This window comes from Peribacillus sp. N1 (assembly GCF_054600815.1).
Map to the genome: position 1 here is coordinate 291,962 of NZ_BAAHZO010000006.1, position 16,330 is coordinate 308,291.

Below are 16,330 nucleotides of genomic sequence, written 5' to 3' on the forward strand. Positions count from 1 at the left end.
ATGAAATGAAAGACGTTACGCTCTATACCCAACCTGATTGCCCTCCCTGCAAAATCATGAAAATGTTCTTTGATGATAATAATGTCGTATACAAAGAAAAAGATATTAAAGCGGATGGACATGCACGAAAAGAACTAACGAATAAATATGGCGCCTATTCCACACCGACGGTCGTCATCGATGGGAAAGCCATTATTGGTTTTGAATTGGACGAAATAAAGAAAGAACTGAATATATAACAAAAAGTCCAGGGAAGGCTGTAACCTTCCTTGGACTTTTTCATTTCAGCCTCTATACTTTTCAGCTTTGAAGGACTTTCCTCTAAATCCCTTATTCCATTTTTTCACTTCCATACTTTACGTCCATTATCTTCCAAACCCCATTTTCCTTTTTCAAAGTAACTGATTCAACATGTTTTTCCATCGATACAGGTCCGTCACCTGTGTCCTGGAATTCCTCCTGAACATAAATGAAGTCACCGTTTTTCCCATATATAATTTCCGTATTTTTGTCGTAGCTGAAAAATGGGATATAATATGGTGCGAAATCTGATCCAAATGCGGTATAACCGCCATCGACTTTCACTACATTCGCTTGGACGAACTTCTCGATGAAGTCATCTGTGAAATGTTTATCCAACTTCCCTTCAATCGCTTCCTTAGTACGTACTTCCTCACTGATCGAACCTTGATTCTCCATGGCATCCTGTACTAAGGATAATACTTCCTCTCTATGTAAGCCCTCCGCTGAAGCAGTGAACCCTCCACTTAAAAATAAAAGGACGCTAGCAAGACAAGCAACTAAATATTTACTCATTACAATCATCTCCTAATTATAGAATTTCTCCTAATGATTCGGATTTTTGCCCATGTCTTTCAATACCCGTCAAGATCAAAGCCAAACTACAAAAATTAATTTCTCCGTTAGACCTTGAAACCATTGCCCATTCTTCACAATAAAAAAGAAGATTTCATGATATTGAAATCTTCTTCTTACACCTATCGAAAAGCATAGTAAAAAATAAAACCGGCAACCAAAATCGTCCCAACTAAAAGAGAAACTAATATCGGGTTCTTTAAATAAGGATGTTCTTTAACTGTATCATCGATAGTCGAATCATATCTGGCTTTCACTTTCTGTGCCCTTGCCACAGAATAAGTATAAAAGAGCAGATATAACGCCATGACTGTAACGATTATGATTAGAATCCAGATGTACGTGCTCAAAATATGTCTCCTCCAAGCGCATCATTTCTGCTTATCGTTACACATTTAAAGCGATTATATTCATGAATCGTTTTTTATAACAATGCTTCATTTTCATATAAATAACTATAAGAAAGATCACAGAAAATGTATTCCTTATTATTCAGGGGATATGAAAAGGTCCGAATGGTTTCTCCCGTTTCGATATCACTGTATAAATCGGATAGTATTCCTGTTTTCCGATTACGCATCTTTACGATATTTTCGAGAAAGTAAGGTCTCCAGCTCCAATTTTTATTCATATAGCTCGGTTGGACTAACCATTGCCCGTCCTTATGGAGGATATTGGGAGATTTTTGATACCCTTCTTCATCACAAATATAAAGCCGGAAACATACGGAATCCAACTTTTTCGCCAAAACTCCAAGAAACTCTTCATGGGAGCCGGCCCGTTTATGCTGCTTTAAGAAGTTTTGCATATTCTCGTTGAATTGCAAAGTCTTTTGATAAACGGCTTCAAGCTTCTTGGTCTCTAAAGAAATGAAAGACTGACATTCTTGATGGAATTTTTCACGAAGTAAATCTTTATTAATGAACTCGCCTTCCGGTTTCGCCAAAAAATACCCTTGATAATATCGTCCCCCATTCTTCCATGCAAAGCGAAGCTGGTATTCGGACTCAATGTTTTCAAATAGTAAATTGGCGCCGATTTTTCGTGCAAGCATGCTTAGAGAAAACAGGATGACCTGATAGGCATCTCCACCTGAAATGCGAAGCTGGTCCAGGTTAACTTTTAAAATATTCGGAGAAATCTGTGCGATTCGGTCCAATTGCGTATCTTCCCCTAAATGATCTAAAGCTATCTTAATCCCATATGTTTTAAAGTAAGCAAGCACATGCTGCAAAGGATCTAAGTTTTCCGGACTGATCGTGTCTGATAATTCCAGCACGATCCGGTGCATTTCCTCCGGTTGAAAATGACGATGTAATATCTCCATGAATTCTTCGCCATGATCCAGCATAAGCAAATTAGGATCTCTGTTGATAAAGATAAGAAAATCTTCACCATAGTCTTTTATTCTCTCCAAGGCAATTTCAAGTACGTAATTATCCACTTCCACCCTATACTCTTCCGGCACTGCAGAATCGTGAAAAAAAGGGCCAAGGCTTTTATATTCCGCCTGTTCCTCATAGCGCCCTAGAATTTCATACCCGATTACCTGATGTTGATCTGCACTGAAAATCGGTTGAAAGAATGGTGTCACCTTGTCTAAATTCTTTAATATCTTTTCTGTATCCATGATGCATCTTCCCCCTAATTACGAAAACACCAATATGCCAAAATTATACCATTAGTTTCCGGCATTGATAATAAATAATTTTAATTCCTACTGAACAACTCTTTTTTCAGAACATTAAAATACCCGTTCATCCTATCGTTTTGAAAAGAAATACATTGAAAAGGCATTGTCCATAAATGGAACAATGCCTACCGTTTTTTATGGTTAGTACAATGAACGCTGATTTCCTCTCCAGGCACTCGCTTTCCGCGGGCGGTCCGGGAGCCTCCTCGGCGCCTTTGCGCCTGCGGGGTCTCCCCTGGCCTCGCTTTTCCCGCAGGAGTCTCGTACCTTCCGTTCCAATCAACTTTGTTTAACTTTTAGATAGAACCCTTTGCCTAAAGTCTTCATGGTTTTAGAATTAATAAAACTTGATGTGATGAGGATGCATATCTGTGTCATCATCAAGATATAAAACCTATATATGCTAACGTAAAGAAACGATTGAGCTTGTATCCGCAGATGCAAAAGAAAAGCATGGTATGCATTGAATACTTTAAGGGGACTTAAAAAATTTTCGGCTGCGATGCTTACTTTCGCTGCGATTAATTCAAAGAAACCGAAGGCATTGTCCATAAATGGAACAATGCCTTCAGTCTGATCAAAAAGGGAAGAACCACGGAATTGTGATCACCATGATAACACCAATGAAGATCTGTATGGATATCCCGATCATGATAAAATCTTTATGCTTGTAATCACCCGCCGTCATGACAAGCGCGTTGGTAGTGGCAACCCTTGGAGTGGATAACGCCAAACTTCCAGCAACGGCAAGGCATAGAAACACAGGAAGCGGATCGATTCCTTGATTCACCGCAGATGTCAGGGCAATGGGCGTCATGATTACTGTCGCGGCTCCATATGGGATGAATTGGCTCAGTATCAGTGTCAGGAGGTAAAAGACCGCCAATATGCCGTGTGCCCCGATATTACTGAATAAAACGGCCAGCCAATCACTTATCATTCTCACTCCACCCGTATTATCCAAAGCAGCCGTTATTCCGAACATGGCAGCAATCAAGAGAACAGGTTCCCAGTTAATCTTTTGGTATGCATCCTCCATCGAACGGACACAGCCAGTAATCACCATCAACAACGCTGCAGTCAGTACCGATAATACAGCAGGGACGGACTCCATCGATAAAAGAATGACCATCAATGCAGTGATTCCCAATGCGATCCATGCTTTCCCCCTGGAGTTGACCGGAGAGCCATCTTCTGAAGTACTTCCAATAACGATGACATCCTGTAAATCCGAGGAAATCCTCTCAATGTTCTCCCATTCTCCATGTATCAGGATTGCATCTCCCGGTTTCAAGCGTTCCGTTCCGACATCCGCTTGAATATATTCGCCATTCCGATTGATTGCCAGCACATTACATTGGTATTTCTCGCGAAAATGCACATCTATCAAGGTTTGATTTTCATAATCCGAATTCGGGACGATTAATATTTCTGTCAATCCAAATCTACTGCTAAGAAAATGTTTCTTTATTTGTTCTGTATTGAAATGTTTAAACTCCAGTTCATAGTTAAGTGCCAACCTCTCGACTGCTTCTTCTTCTCCAAACACCAAAATGACATCTTCAGGATGAAGAACTTCATCCGCCCTGGCTGAAATCGTCAGCTGTCTTTGCAGCAGCGGCAATTGTTTGTCCTTTGGCTTCCGCTGGATTTCAATCAAAGTTAATTCATACTGAATAGGAAGCTGGAGGTCTGACAGCCTTTCTCCAACAATATCGGAAGTAGCGGGTATGTGCAGATAATGCAATCGGTCATACACTTTGTACATGCCGGCAAGCTCCCCTGCAGACAGTCCCTTGACACTGTTATTCGCGGCAATCGTTTTCTCGGGAAGCAACAGGCGCCCGAGTGTCAACATGAAGAATAACCCTGCTGCAAAGGCGATTAAGCCAACAGGTGTAAAGTCGAAAAATTCTAAAGTCCCTATTCCGTTTTGACGTAATACATCAGCGACGATCATATTGGAGGGAGTACCGGTAAGTGTTAATAGCCCCCCAATACTGCTTGCATAGGCAAGGGGCAATAAATACCTTGTCGGACTTGTTTTTTGTTGTAAGGCCATGCTCATAACGAGCGGAAGCAGTATGGAAACAATTCCTGTTCCGCTTAGAAATGCACTTAATATTCCTGCAGTCAGCATGACGATAAGCAGCGATTTCCATTCACTGCCCCCACATAAACCTAACAACTTATTTCCTGCCTTTTCCACGATTCCTGAATTTAACAGGCCGGCACCGACGATAAATAGCCCAGCCAGCATGATGACCACTTGATTCGCAAACCCGGCCACCAGTTCATCCAATGTAAGAATCCCCAATAAACCCAGTATGGAAAGTGCACTAAGTGCAATTAAATCAGCTCGAAATTTTCCTTGTATAAAAAGCGCAATCGCGCATAGAAGTATAATCAGTGTAATAAACATTGGTTCGGTCATCATGTTACCTCCGTATAGATGTTCAATTTCAAACCGGATACGGTTTCATCAAACCCCAGTTTACATGTTTTTCATAGGCTTATAGAAGATATTTTCTTCAATTTATGTATATTGTTTGTTAGTATGAGGAAGTAACATTTTTATATTAGATAGGTTGATTAATTTGAATAAACCCATATCAAGAAGAACATTCTTAAAGAAAAGTCTTGGTACATTGGCTACCATAACCGGTTTAGGTATTGGCGGAAACTATTATGCCCATAATTTGGAGCCGAAATGGTTAGAAATCAAGCACAAAATCATCAGACACCCGCTTATCCCAAAAAGTTTTCATGGCATGAAAATGGTCCAATTCAGTGATACGCATTTAGGCTTTCAATTTCAGCTTAAAGATTTACAAGCAATTGTCAATAAGATAAATCAACTGGACCCTGATGTTATTTTTTTTACCGGAGATTTAATGGACCAGCCTAATAAATACAAGGCTCACCAGAAAATCCCTCTCGTTTTGAATCAGCTCAAAGCGCCGCTTGGAAAGTTCAGCATCTATGGCAACCATGATCATGGGGGATATGGCTCAGAAATTTACAGTGATATCATGGAAAAATCCCATTTTACCATGTTGCAGAATACTTCAGCTAAGATAACCTTATTAACGGCTGAAGAAATAATCATTGCCGGGGTTGATGATGCCATGCTAGGAAAGCCGGATTTTGAAAAAGCCCTTTCCGGCATCCCGGAAGAAGTGTTCACCATTATGCTTTCACATGCCCCTGATCTTGCCGACATATCAAGGACTTACGACATCCAATATCAAATAAGCGGTCACAGTCACGGAGGCCAAGTACAAATTCCGTTTGCCGGTGCCCTTGTAACTCCTCCATACGCTGAAAAGTACCGGGAAGGCACATATGAAATCGATTCATTAACGTTACATGTTAATAGAGGGCTTGGCACTACCCGTCTCCCCTATCGTTTTCTTTCACGTCCGGAGTTGACTGTTTACGAATTACAAGCCGAAAAATGATAGAAAACGAAAACAGGGGAAAACCGCCAGACTTATTAACAAAACCTGTGCGGATAAAACAACTTGTTGCCATGTATCATTTATAATGGACTCCTATGAATTATAGCATTAGAAGTATATCGAGAAAACCAGGTCTTTTTTACCAGAATCAACGGTAATGCCATAAAGGTTATACCATACTTAAATAGCCACACAGGAAAGTGCCGATACACCCTAAAACAGACACCGTTATATAGATAAGGCTATCTATATAACGGTGTTTTCTAATAAGTTCAAGCGTTTCCATACTGAATGTCGAAAAGGTCGTAAAAGCACCCAGAAAACCTATCGTCAGAAAAACCTGCAAAGATAAAGCCCAGCTCTCTTTTTGCGGAAACACCAATCCCAGCCCGAAGGAACCTAAAAGGTTAATCAGTAAAATGCTAATGGGTATAGAGACCGCTGGCAAAAGCCTATTAAAAATAATCTGCAAGACATATCGAGAGGCCGCCCCAATAAAACCTCCTATAAAAACAGAAAGAAACTCAATCAAAGCGAGTCACCTATTTGTCTATTAAAAAGGCCCAGTCCGAGGAAACCAGCGACCAAACCAAATAAAAGCGTAGCTCCAAGATACAGTCCCGCCATTGGCAGAGAAGTCTGCAGTAGATTAACCACTTCTTGGGAAAATGTGGACATCGTGGTGAAGCCGCCGCAAAACCCGCTGCCCAGCACTAAAAAAACAAGCGACTTCTTTTTCGCGGCGAAATAGCCATTGATCATTCCAAGCAAAAAGCTGCCTACTATATTTATCAATAGGGTTCCAAACGGGAAGAAGGAATGGCCAGCAGTCAAGATTACGCAATAACGCAATATTGCTCCTGCCGCTCCTCCAAAACCGACTGCAAAGATGCTTTTTAATCGATCCATTTAGGTCCCCCCGAATTTTTCTCATAAGTAGACTCATTATAACAGATTAAGATGAAACAGGCTCTTTTCTTAAAAAAAACCATACTATGTAAAGAATTTGAGAAAAGGAGGCTAATTATGCAAACACAGTATTTTCCTTACTACCACTATCCACAGACCATGATGCTACAGAACGAATACAGAAATTCATATAGGAATGAATATGGACCTGAATATTGGAATGACGAGCGCTTCTTTCCTTTCTTTCCTCTATTGGCGCCTGTAGCTTTTGTTGCAGGATTGGCAATTGGGCCGTTGCTATTCAATAACCGTCCACCTGTCTATCCTCCATATCCTCCTCCATACCCGCCCGCTTACCCTCCTTACCCTGCTTATCCAGCTTATCCTGCTTATCAAGGCTTTCAGGGTTACCAGCAACAACAATTCGGCGCACAGGCTGGGGTATCCGAAAATATCAATATATACACTCAATAAGGATTGCACAGAAGGCGACATTGAACGCCTTCTTTTTCTTGGACCAAAAGCCGTCAGATTGAATTTTACTTCACTATATATTTTGAAGTGGTATAATATGAAAATGAATAGAAGGTAAAGTGTTAGGAAATGATGGTCATACCTTAGAGATGTACATGCATTGTTTTTTCACTATTTCTGCCTGGTTGCGCACACGTCTCTATTTCAACCAATATATAAGAACAGGTTTTGATTGAAGGACGTCTGTTTGTAACGTCCTTCTAACCTTATTAAGAAAAGGAGTTTCCATGATGAACCAAACGAAAGGACATTCTGAAAGGGATGAGTTTTCGATTAACTCCATTGCCCAAGCCGTGTTTATTGTCAATAAACATGCAAAGACTGCATTGGAGCCCAAAAATTTATATAATTTAAAACGGCTCGCATTAAGCAAGCTTATGCAAGAAGGAAAAGCGAAGAAGATTGGACTTCATTTCTCTGATAACCCTCGCTTTGCAGCACAACAATCCGACGTCATCGTCGAATGCGGATCATATGTTTTTCATTTACCTCCAACTAAGGAAGATTTGAAAAAACTACCCCACCTCGGCAGCCGGGCAGCCTCCATACGGAACCCTAAAGCCGCATTGTCATTATCCAAGGCAAAACAGATCCTGCAATCTTACGTTGGACAAGCAGGTGAAAAACAACCTAACCCTACCAACACCGAGAAAAGGGCTCACGGGCGTGGGTCGGTCAAGCAACCTTTCCACAATCCATTTCCATCCTCCTTTTTAGGAAAAGGTTCCAAGTATTAATCATTGATAAACCAAACAGGCCGTGAGGTAATGCCTCACAGGCCCGTTTCACATTCATAATACCAATCTGTCTATCAACTTTATTAGCTCTGCAATTTCTGGCTTGCTGATCTGTGCGTCAGCCCCTACGACCTGACCTTTATGACGCAGGCTGTCCGTAATCAAAGAAGAGAAAATAATCACCGGCAATCCAGCGAGTTCCCCGTTTTCCTTTATTCTTCTAGTCAAATGATGCCCATCCATTTGAGGCATCTCAATATCGGTAATCACCAGTTGCACTTCTTCTTCAACCACTTTTCCTGAATCAATTAAATTCTCCAGATAATTAAATGCATCAAGTCCATTTTCATAAAACTCCAAGTACTTGAACCCAGCTTCTGACAATGTATCAAACAGCAGCTTCCTCAGTAATGGAGAATCTTCTGCAATCAGGATTCTCTTGTCTGAATTTTGCCGGATACCAAGCTTTTTAACCTGTTGGATGTTTATTCCTGATTCGGGATTGATTTCGACCATTATTTTTTCAAAATCGAGTAATAGTAACATGTCACTATTTAATTTTATTACTCCGATAATCTGACTTTCAAGGCCTTGATACATATCTGAAGGCTTTTCGATTTGTGACCAGGAAATACGGTGGATCTGTGTTACGGTATGGACATGGAAAACCACTTTTTGCTGATTGAATTCAGCCACTATGAATTTATCCTGCTCAGGAGTTTCAGATGGCGGAAATCCTAAAGCATCCGCCACATTCACAACTGGAAGGACTTCTCCGCGAAGCTCAATGATCCCCTCCACATTTGGATGCGAATGCGGGACTAGCGTAATGGGGACAGGATTGATGATTTCCTTCACCTTAATTACGTTAATGCCGAATTTATTATTTCCGAGACCGAATTCCACTATCTCAAGCTCATTCGTTCCACTTTCAAGTAATATTCCTTTATTTGCTTCCATTGTTTCATCTCGCCCTTCTACTTTTTCATTTCATAATCCATAAATCATTTAACCGCTAGGAAAAATACCATGGTTTCATCAATGAACTCATACCTAATAATTCGGTTAAATATTTCTTTTGTTTAGGGCACAGCTAAAAAAAGAATCAAGAAGTGATTATTTATTAATACCAAACTAAAAAGGGACCCATCAGAGTCCCTTTTTCCATTCTCATTATTCACCACTGCCATACCGGCCATCATATCGATCGTAAGGCTGTCTCTTCGATAAAAACCTCCATATTGGGTGGATCAGCAAATAACGCCTTGCAGCCCTTCTAAACCCACTTAAAATAGCAGGTCAGTTGGGTCTTTTCATCTCCTTCGCGACCTTTTCTTTGGATTGAGCCATCCTTTTTTAACAAAGAATAAAAACATCATCAAGGCAATTCCGCCCATCATTCCAAGAATGAGGAAATAGCCATAATGCCAATTTAATTCCGGCATATATTCAAAATTCATCCCGTATACGCCCACTATGAAGGTCAGCGGCATGAAAATGGTAGTGATGACAGTCAATGTCATCATCGTTGAATTCATATTATTAGAGTTCACAGACAAATAGCTATCTCGGATATCTGACGAAAAATCTCGATACGATTCAAGCATTTCAGTCAATTTAAGAAGATGATCGTACACATCATTAAAATAAAGGTGCTGATCCTTCAAGTAATTCAGACGCTCTGATGAGATCATTCTGTACAATAAATCACGCATCGGCAATATGGTCCGACGGAGCTTGGACATATCTGTACGTAAATCGAAAAGCTGATCCATCAATTCGTTAATCGTGTCATTTTCAGTATTTTCCTCAATGCTGCCCAATTCGCTTTCTATTTTATAAACAGGCGGGAAAAATTCATCGACGATTCTGTCAATTATCCTATGCATCAAGAAAAAGGGACTTTGCTTCAACATTTTATTACCAGCAATTTCTTCCCATACTTTTTCCAGTTCAAGCATGTCTTCCTTATGAAAACTGACTATCCATTTTTCACCAACAAACATATCCAATTCCACTGCTTTAAATACCTTCTCCCTTAGAGCATGTATCACAAGAAATTGGTAGCCCTCATAAAAATCCATTTTGGGACGTTGGTTAAAATCATCCAGGCAGTCTTCGATTGCCAGCGGATGAAAGTGAAAATGATTGGTTAAAAGTTCGATTTCCTTGTTTGTGGGGTTGGAAAAATCCACCCAGTACCACTCGATATCCGAATTATTCATTTCGGTTAGCGGTAAACCAAAACTGACTTCATGATTAGAAGTTATTGCGCAAGTCCTTATCATATGTATCAACCCTCAAAATTTTCTTATCATACATTATACCTTTAATTCATTAATCTCAAAAAGTTTTCTCCCCCTCCAAACTAAATGATAAAATAGAATGAATGAGTCAAACATTGTACATAATTCATATAGTAAGAAAAGGGAGGATATTCATAGATGGAACATTTAATAAACCCTCTAGTAAAAGACGTTAAAATATCAGGAATCCGTAAATTCTACAATATGGTAGCTGATATCGAAGGCACCATTTCCTTAACGATAGGACAGCCTGACTTTCCAACTCCGATGCATATTAAACATGCTGCAAAACATGCCATCGATAATGACTATACCGTTTATACTCACAATGCGGGCTATTTGGAATTACGGGAAGCCGCTTCAAATTATGTAAAGGATAAATACAAGCTTAACTATGATCCGGAGAATGAAGTGATAGTGACCTCTGGTGCCAGCGAAGGCATAGACATTACGTTCCGGACGATCCTCACCCCAGGGAACGAAGTAATCTTACCGGGTCCGGTATATCCGGGATACGAACCCATCATAAAGATGTGCGGGGCAACACCTGTTTATGCCGATACAACAAAAAATGGATTTCGTTTGACTGCTGATATACTTGAAAAATACATAACTGAGCATACCCGGTGCATCGTTCTGCCCTATCCATCGAATCCGACCGGGGTTACATTATCTGCCGAAGAATTATTAGACATTGCCGAACTTGTCAGGGGCAAGGACATCTTCATATTGGCTGACGAGATATACAGTGAACTGGTATTCGATCAGGAGCATGTTTCGATTGGCACTTTCTTAAAAGAACAAACCATCGTCCTGAACGGACTGTCCAAGTCCCATTCCATGACCGGGTGGAGAATCGGCCTTCTGTTTGCGCCTGCAGCCATCTCTCAGCATCTCCTGAAGGTTCACCAATACAATGTGACCTGTGCCGCCTCCATATCGCAGAGAGCTGCCTTGGCAGCATTGACGGCAGGCAGAGATGATGCAATCCCCATGAAGACTGAGTATGCACGGAGACGGGAATACGTATTCAGCCGCTTACAAGCGATGAATCTGGAAGTAGTCAAACCAAATGGTGCCTTTTACTTTTTTATAAAGCTGCCTGAAGGCTATACCTCTTCGCTTGATTTTTGCCTTAAGCTTGTTCAACAGGAAAAAGTGGCAGTGGTCCCTGGAGATGCATTCTCTCCCCTTGGTGAAGGGTACTTCAGGATATCTTATGCATATTCCATGGAAACCCTTGAAAAGGCTTTGGATCGTATTGAGGCTTTTTTAGCCATAAAGTAACCGAAAATAAAGCGGCCTTCAATTGAATGAACAATTGAAGGCCGTTTTCCTATTTTCAAAGTTGTATGCTACCGAAGGTTTTTCACCAAGTCAGTCAATTAATACAACCTCCGTAAGAAACGAATTTCCCGATATCCCTCTTCCTTATTTGTCGTGGTAAGGCTCACTTCAACGATTGACCCAAGTAAATCAGCCATCACTTCTTCAAATTCCTTTGCGGAGCGCGGCTTTGAAAAACCTAAACTCTTCAATTCGCGCATCAGGATCTGAAAACCGGCATTCGTTTCGATATGACTGAATTTCACCGGCAGTATCAGCGGACTTTCATTCATTAATTTCAGATCCCAACGAATGGGCTTTGTTTGGTGAATGGTTTTTTCTCGCTTAAAACCTTCAATCCTTACAATATATCGACCATCTTCTAATTCCTGGAATTTCATATTGATATCATCGAATTCGCCCATAGCTTTCACTCCTTTTTGTAAAGGCTGTCGCTATCAGCTTATTCATGATATAGAAATGCTAGCACTAATTATAATGTTTATATAATGCTTGTGTACCGCTATTTTCCTCGCCAGCTTCTGCCAGCCCCTCATATAGGGATTTGCTCAGGCTTAATCCAGGAGCGTCCATTCCCATTCTTTCCGCTTCATCAAGTGCAATCTTCATATCCTTGATAAAGTGCTTGATATAAAAACCAGGTTCAAAATCCCCTTCAACCATTCGCGGCACAAGATTGGACAGTGACCAGCTTCCGGCGGAACCCGATGATATGCTCCTTAAAACCCGGTCCGGATCCAACCCGGCCTTTTTGGCATAGGAAATCGCTTCAGTCACTCCGATCATATTGGATGCAATGGCGATTTGATTGCACATTTTCGTATGCTGTCCTGAGCCAGCCGGGCCTTGATGGACAACATTGCTGCCAATGATATCAAAAATGGGCAGGACAGCTTCAAATGCCTCACTAGACCCGCCGACCATGATCGTAAGCTTCGCATCACGAGCACCGATATCTCCTCCGGAAACCGGTGCATCCAATGATTCCATGCCCCTTTTCTTGGCTTCTTCTGCAATTTTCACTGCCAAAGATGGAGTGGATGTCGTCATATCGATTAAATGGGTTCCTTGTTTCCCGTTCTCGATAAGCCCATTTTCCCCCAGATAGATTTCTTCCACATCACTAGGGTATCCCACCATGGAAATGATCACATTGGCTCTCTGCGCAATTTCCTTTGGTGCAGATGCCCACTTCGCTCCCTGTGAGAGCAGCTCACTTGCCTTATCTTTCGTCCTTGTATAAACAAACACCTCAAATCCCGCCTTAAGAAGATTTGCGGCCATGCTTTTTCCCATAACTCCTAAACCTATGAAGCCGATCACTTTGTTCGATTGCATATTGCAGATTCCTCCCAATCATTTTGTTTCAAAAAGTCTTAAATGGACTTTATCATTCCTCCGTCAACTAAATACGACTGGCCCGTTAAATATGTATTAGCGCCTGAAACAAGGAAAGTAACGAACCTTGCAAATTCCTCGGGTTCCCCATAACGGCCAAGAGGGATTTTGTTAATCGATTGTTCAGTCACCTCCTCAGGAGTGACGCCATGTTTCTCCGCATTCATTTCATCAAGGTGCTGAACGCGGTCTGTTGCGATTCTTCCTGGACCGACTGTATTGATCAAAATCCGGTCCGGTGCTAATTCTGAAGCTAACGTCTTTGACAATCCAACGATTGCCGTCCGGAATGTATTCGATAATATCAATCCTGGAATCGGTTCCTTAATGGATGAAGAAGCAATATTAACGATTTTCCCGCCCTGTTTTTTTAAATGTGGCAAGCTTTCACGGATCGTCCTGATGAAACTTAGTAAATTAAGTTCGAAGGATTGTTGCCATTCTTCATCATTGAAATCCGTAAATGAACCCCCTGGAGGACCTCCGGCGTTATTAATAAGAATGTCGATACCGCCGAATTCCTCAGCAGTTTGCCCAACCAGGCTTTTAATATCTTCAGCTTTTGTTATATCCGTTACCTTATAAGAAACTTTCCCCGTCCCAAGCTGCGATAATTCCCTTTGTACGGCTGCAAGCTTTTCTCCATCACGGCTTGCCAGCATGACATTTGCCCCTTCCTTAACCAATTCAGCTGCCATAGCCTTCCCCAAACCTTGACTTGAAGCTAAAATCAAGGCATTTTTCTTTTCCAAATGTAATTCCATATAATATTTAACCTCCATTTTCTTAAAATCATAATTCCATTATATCGTCATAACCGTAAAGTGAAAAATCTGAATAATCATTATTGTGATTTTTATTTACAAAAAATAGCCGGTTGGATAACCCAACCGGCGTCAAAGGGGGAAATGAGAATGTCAGCTGCCCTAATAGAGCTAAACAACTGTGCTTGCTTTTTATTTACCCCCATTTTGAAGCAATAAACATTTATTCTCAAATAATCAAGCAAGAATTACAGGACAGCACCCCATCCGAAGGTTCTGTGGATGGGGTGCGTTTTTCCTGATATATTTATTTCTTCAAAGCGTTAACTACCGCTTCTTTCACATTATCATTCGTATCCAGCCCTAAAACTTCCTGAGATAGTTTTTTCATCTCTTCAAGTGAAAGTTGGCTAATTAGAGAACGTGCTTTTAAAATCGAAGTGGCACTCATTGAGAATTCATCAAGGCCCAATCCGATCAATATCGGTATGGCCACTTCATCTCCAGCCATTTCCCCGCACATTCCGGCCCATTTCCCTTCTTTATGAGCTGCATCTATTACCATTTTAACCAGGCGTAAAATCGCTGGATTGTATGGTTGATATAAATAGGATACTCTCTCATTCATTCGGTCAGCGGCCATCGTATATTGAATCAAGTCATTAGTGCCAATGCTGAAGAAATCGACTTCCTTAGCAAAAATATCCGCCATCACTGCAGTTGAAGGGATTTCAACCATGATTCCGACTTCAATTTTTTCGGCAACTTGAACACCATTATCAAGCAATTCCTGCCTAACTTCAGCCAAAACGGCTTTAGCTTCGCGGAATTCAGCAAGCGTGGCAATCATCGGGAACATGATTTTCAAATCTCCGTAAATGCTTGCACGAAGCAGGGCACGGAGCTGAGTCCGGAAAATCTCCTGCTCATTTAAGCATAGGCGTATAGCACGGTATCCAAGGAAAGGATTCATTTCCTTAGGAAGCTCTAAATATGGCAGCTCCTTGTCCCCGCCAATATCAAGCGTTCTGACGACTACAGGCTTACCTGACATTCCTTCCAGCACAGCTTTGTATGCCTCGAACTGTTCTTCTTCACTTGGAAAGTCATTTCTGCCCATATAAAGAAATTCCGTACGATATAACCCGATGCCTTCACCGCCATTTTGATGAACGCCCTCAAGATCTTTCGGCGTACCAATATTGGCTGCCAATTCCACATGATGGCCATCATTTGTAACGGTTTTTTCATTAACCAGCTTAGCCCACTCAGCCTTTTGCATGGCATAGGCTTCCTGCTCCTCTTCGTAGCGTTTCACGAGTTCAGGAGTAGGATTGATGTGAACTTCACCCTTTAGCCCGTCAATTATGACCAAGTCACCATTTTCAATGGACGAGGTCACTGACTTCGCTCCAACGACTGCTGGAATTTCCAATGAACGTGCCATAATGGCTGAATGGGATGTACGTCCACCAATATCTGTCGTAAATCCTTTAACATATGCCGGATTCAACTGTGCTGTATCGGATGGAGTCAAATCCTCCGCAATGATGATCACTTCTTCAGCAATCATGCTCGGATTAGGAATATGAACACCTAAAAGATGTGACAGAACCCGTTTCGTGACGTCACGGATATCCGCCGCACGTTCCTTCATGTATTCATTATCCATTTGTTCAAACATCGTAATGAACATGCTTGCGGTTTCATTTAAGGAAAACTCAGCGTTGACGCCTTCTGATTGTATTTTATCCTGAATTGGAGTGATAAGTTCCGGATCAGCTAAAACAAGCAGGTGCGCGTCAAAGATAGCGGCTTTATCGGCCCCTAAATCTTTTTCGGCTTTATCCCTGATTATCTCCAATTCATTTGTTGACTTTTGAATAGCTTCCTTAAAACGGGATATTTCAGCCCCGACATCTTCTATGCTTCTTTTTTCAATCGATAAATCTGGCTCAGTCAGTCGATAGGCTTTAGCGATGGCTATTCCGTTTGAAGCTGCTATTCCACTAATCAAAGTGGACATTATTCTGCTAATCCTTCTCTGTTTAACGTTTCAGCAAGTGTGTTTAGTGCATCATTTTCATCGCTTCCTTCAGCAGAAATCGTAATTTCCGCCCCTTTGCCAATACCTAGAGACATTACACCCATAATGGACTTAAGGTTCACTTTTTTCTCTTTATAAGCAAGGTTTATTTCTGAATCAAATTTTCCTGCAGCTTGTACAAGCAATGTAGCCGGACGAGCGTGAATTCCTGTTTCTGCAGTTACTGTAAATGTTTTTTCTACCATATAAATCAATCTC

General features: G+C 41.2%; 18 protein-coding genes. 5 read left to right on the plus strand and 13 right to left on the minus strand.

The window, feature by feature from the left end:
* The first annotated feature begins 5 nt into the window (after positions 1–5).
* A complete protein-coding gene (locus ACYP5M_RS22215) occupies positions 6–239 on the plus strand; it encodes a glutaredoxin family protein (RefSeq protein ID WP_061462251.1) in 234 nt (77 codons plus the stop codon).
* A 91-nt stretch (positions 240–330) separates the two neighbouring features.
* On the opposite strand, the gene ACYP5M_RS22220 is transcribed toward ACYP5M_RS22215, so the two are convergent.
* The 4 genes from ACYP5M_RS22220 to ACYP5M_RS22235 all read right to left on the minus strand — a co-directional run bounded on the left by ACYP5M_RS22220 (position 331) and on the right by ACYP5M_RS22235 (position 5,003).
* The gene (locus ACYP5M_RS22220; RefSeq protein WP_157831112.1) at positions 331–816 is read right to left on the minus strand and encodes a DUF3993 domain-containing protein; all 486 of its coding nucleotides are present in this window, start codon (positions 814–816) and stop codon (positions 331–333) included.
* 182 nt (positions 817–998) lie between these two features.
* Positions 999–1,226 (minus strand): hypothetical protein, encoded by a 228-nt coding sequence (locus ACYP5M_RS22225; protein WP_101224523.1) that lies wholly within the window; start codon positions 1,224–1,226, stop codon positions 999–1,001.
* Positions 1,227–1,300: 74 nt separating this feature from the next.
* Positions 1,301–2,506, minus strand: coding sequence for an EAL domain-containing protein (locus tag ACYP5M_RS22230; RefSeq protein WP_241590442.1), 1,206 nt, complete (start codon positions 2,504–2,506; stop codon positions 1,301–1,303).
* Positions 2,507–3,146: 640 nt separating this feature from the next.
* Positions 3,147–5,003: an SLC13 family permease gene (locus ACYP5M_RS22235; RefSeq protein WP_230177602.1), complete on the minus strand. Its 1,857-nt coding sequence runs from the start codon at positions 5,001–5,003 to the stop codon at positions 3,147–3,149.
* A 163-nt stretch (positions 5,004–5,166) separates the two neighbouring features.
* Between ACYP5M_RS22235 and ACYP5M_RS22240 the strand changes: the two genes are divergently transcribed.
* Positions 5,167–6,030: a metallophosphoesterase gene (locus ACYP5M_RS22240; RefSeq protein WP_101224520.1), complete on the plus strand. Its 864-nt coding sequence runs from the start codon at positions 5,167–5,169 to the stop codon at positions 6,028–6,030.
* 169 nt (positions 6,031–6,199) lie between these two features.
* Here the strand turns inward: ACYP5M_RS22240 and crcB are convergent, their stop codons facing one another.
* On the minus strand, positions 6,200–6,562 hold the full coding sequence (crcB, locus tag ACYP5M_RS22245; protein WP_434169007.1) for a fluoride efflux transporter CrcB: 363 nt from the start codon (positions 6,560–6,562) through the stop codon (positions 6,200–6,202).
* Positions 6,559–6,939 (minus strand): fluoride efflux transporter FluC, encoded by a 381-nt coding sequence (locus ACYP5M_RS22250; protein WP_459735528.1) that lies wholly within the window; start codon positions 6,937–6,939, stop codon positions 6,559–6,561. Before ACYP5M_RS22250 ends, crcB begins: the two co-directional genes overlap by 4 nt.
* A 162-nt stretch (positions 6,940–7,101) precedes the next feature.
* On the opposite strand from ACYP5M_RS22250, the gene ACYP5M_RS22255 reads away from it, so the two are divergent.
* Complete coding sequence (locus ACYP5M_RS22255) at positions 7,102–7,413, plus strand: hypothetical protein (protein WP_434169633.1); 312 nt, start codon at positions 7,102–7,104, stop codon at positions 7,411–7,413.
* Positions 7,414–7,703: 290 nt separating this feature from the next.
* Positions 7,704–8,210 (plus strand): YkyB family protein, encoded by a 507-nt coding sequence (locus ACYP5M_RS22260; RefSeq protein ID WP_101224517.1) that lies wholly within the window; start codon positions 7,704–7,706, stop codon positions 8,208–8,210.
* A gap of 54 nt (positions 8,211–8,264) precedes the next feature.
* On the opposite strand, the gene ACYP5M_RS22265 is transcribed toward ACYP5M_RS22260, so the two are convergent.
* Together ACYP5M_RS22265 and corA are read right to left on the minus strand one after the other, a co-directional pair.
* Positions 8,265–9,170: a chemotaxis protein gene (locus ACYP5M_RS22265; protein WP_402941653.1), complete on the minus strand. Its 906-nt coding sequence runs from the start codon at positions 9,168–9,170 to the stop codon at positions 8,265–8,267.
* Between the two features lie 353 nt (positions 9,171–9,523).
* Entirely contained in the window at positions 9,524–10,498 is a 975-nt protein-coding gene (gene corA, locus ACYP5M_RS22270) for a magnesium/cobalt transporter CorA (protein WP_434169004.1), read from the minus strand.
* Positions 10,499–10,654: 156 nt separating this feature from the next.
* On the opposite strand from corA, the gene ACYP5M_RS22275 reads away from it, so the two are divergent.
* Positions 10,655–11,803, plus strand: coding sequence for an aminotransferase A (locus ACYP5M_RS22275; RefSeq protein WP_459735529.1), 1,149 nt, complete (start codon positions 10,655–10,657; stop codon positions 11,801–11,803).
* A 98-nt stretch (positions 11,804–11,901) separates the two neighbouring features.
* On the opposite strand, the gene ACYP5M_RS22280 is transcribed toward ACYP5M_RS22275, so the two are convergent.
* The 5 genes from ACYP5M_RS22280 to ACYP5M_RS22300 form a co-directional block, all read right to left on the minus strand.
* Positions 11,902–12,267 (minus strand): hypothetical protein, encoded by a 366-nt coding sequence (locus ACYP5M_RS22280; RefSeq protein ID WP_034314117.1) that lies wholly within the window; start codon positions 12,265–12,267, stop codon positions 11,902–11,904.
* A 64-nt stretch (positions 12,268–12,331) separates the two neighbouring features.
* Positions 12,332–13,201, minus strand: coding sequence for an NAD(P)-dependent oxidoreductase (locus tag ACYP5M_RS22285; protein WP_402941648.1), 870 nt, complete (start codon positions 13,199–13,201; stop codon positions 12,332–12,334).
* Positions 13,202–13,239: 38 nt separating this feature from the next.
* On the minus strand, positions 13,240–14,025 hold the full coding sequence (locus ACYP5M_RS22290; RefSeq protein ID WP_434169001.1) for an SDR family oxidoreductase: 786 nt from the start codon (positions 14,023–14,025) through the stop codon (positions 13,240–13,242).
* Between the two features lie 307 nt (positions 14,026–14,332).
* Entirely contained in the window at positions 14,333–16,051 is a 1,719-nt protein-coding gene (ptsP, locus tag ACYP5M_RS22295; RefSeq protein ID WP_434169000.1) for a phosphoenolpyruvate--protein phosphotransferase, read from the minus strand.
* Entirely contained in the window at positions 16,051–16,317 is a 267-nt protein-coding gene (locus tag ACYP5M_RS22300) for a phosphocarrier protein HPr (protein ID WP_034314127.1), read from the minus strand. The genes ptsP and ACYP5M_RS22300 overlap by 1 nt, the downstream gene beginning before the upstream one ends.
* Between the last annotated feature and the right edge of the window lie 13 nt (positions 16,318–16,330).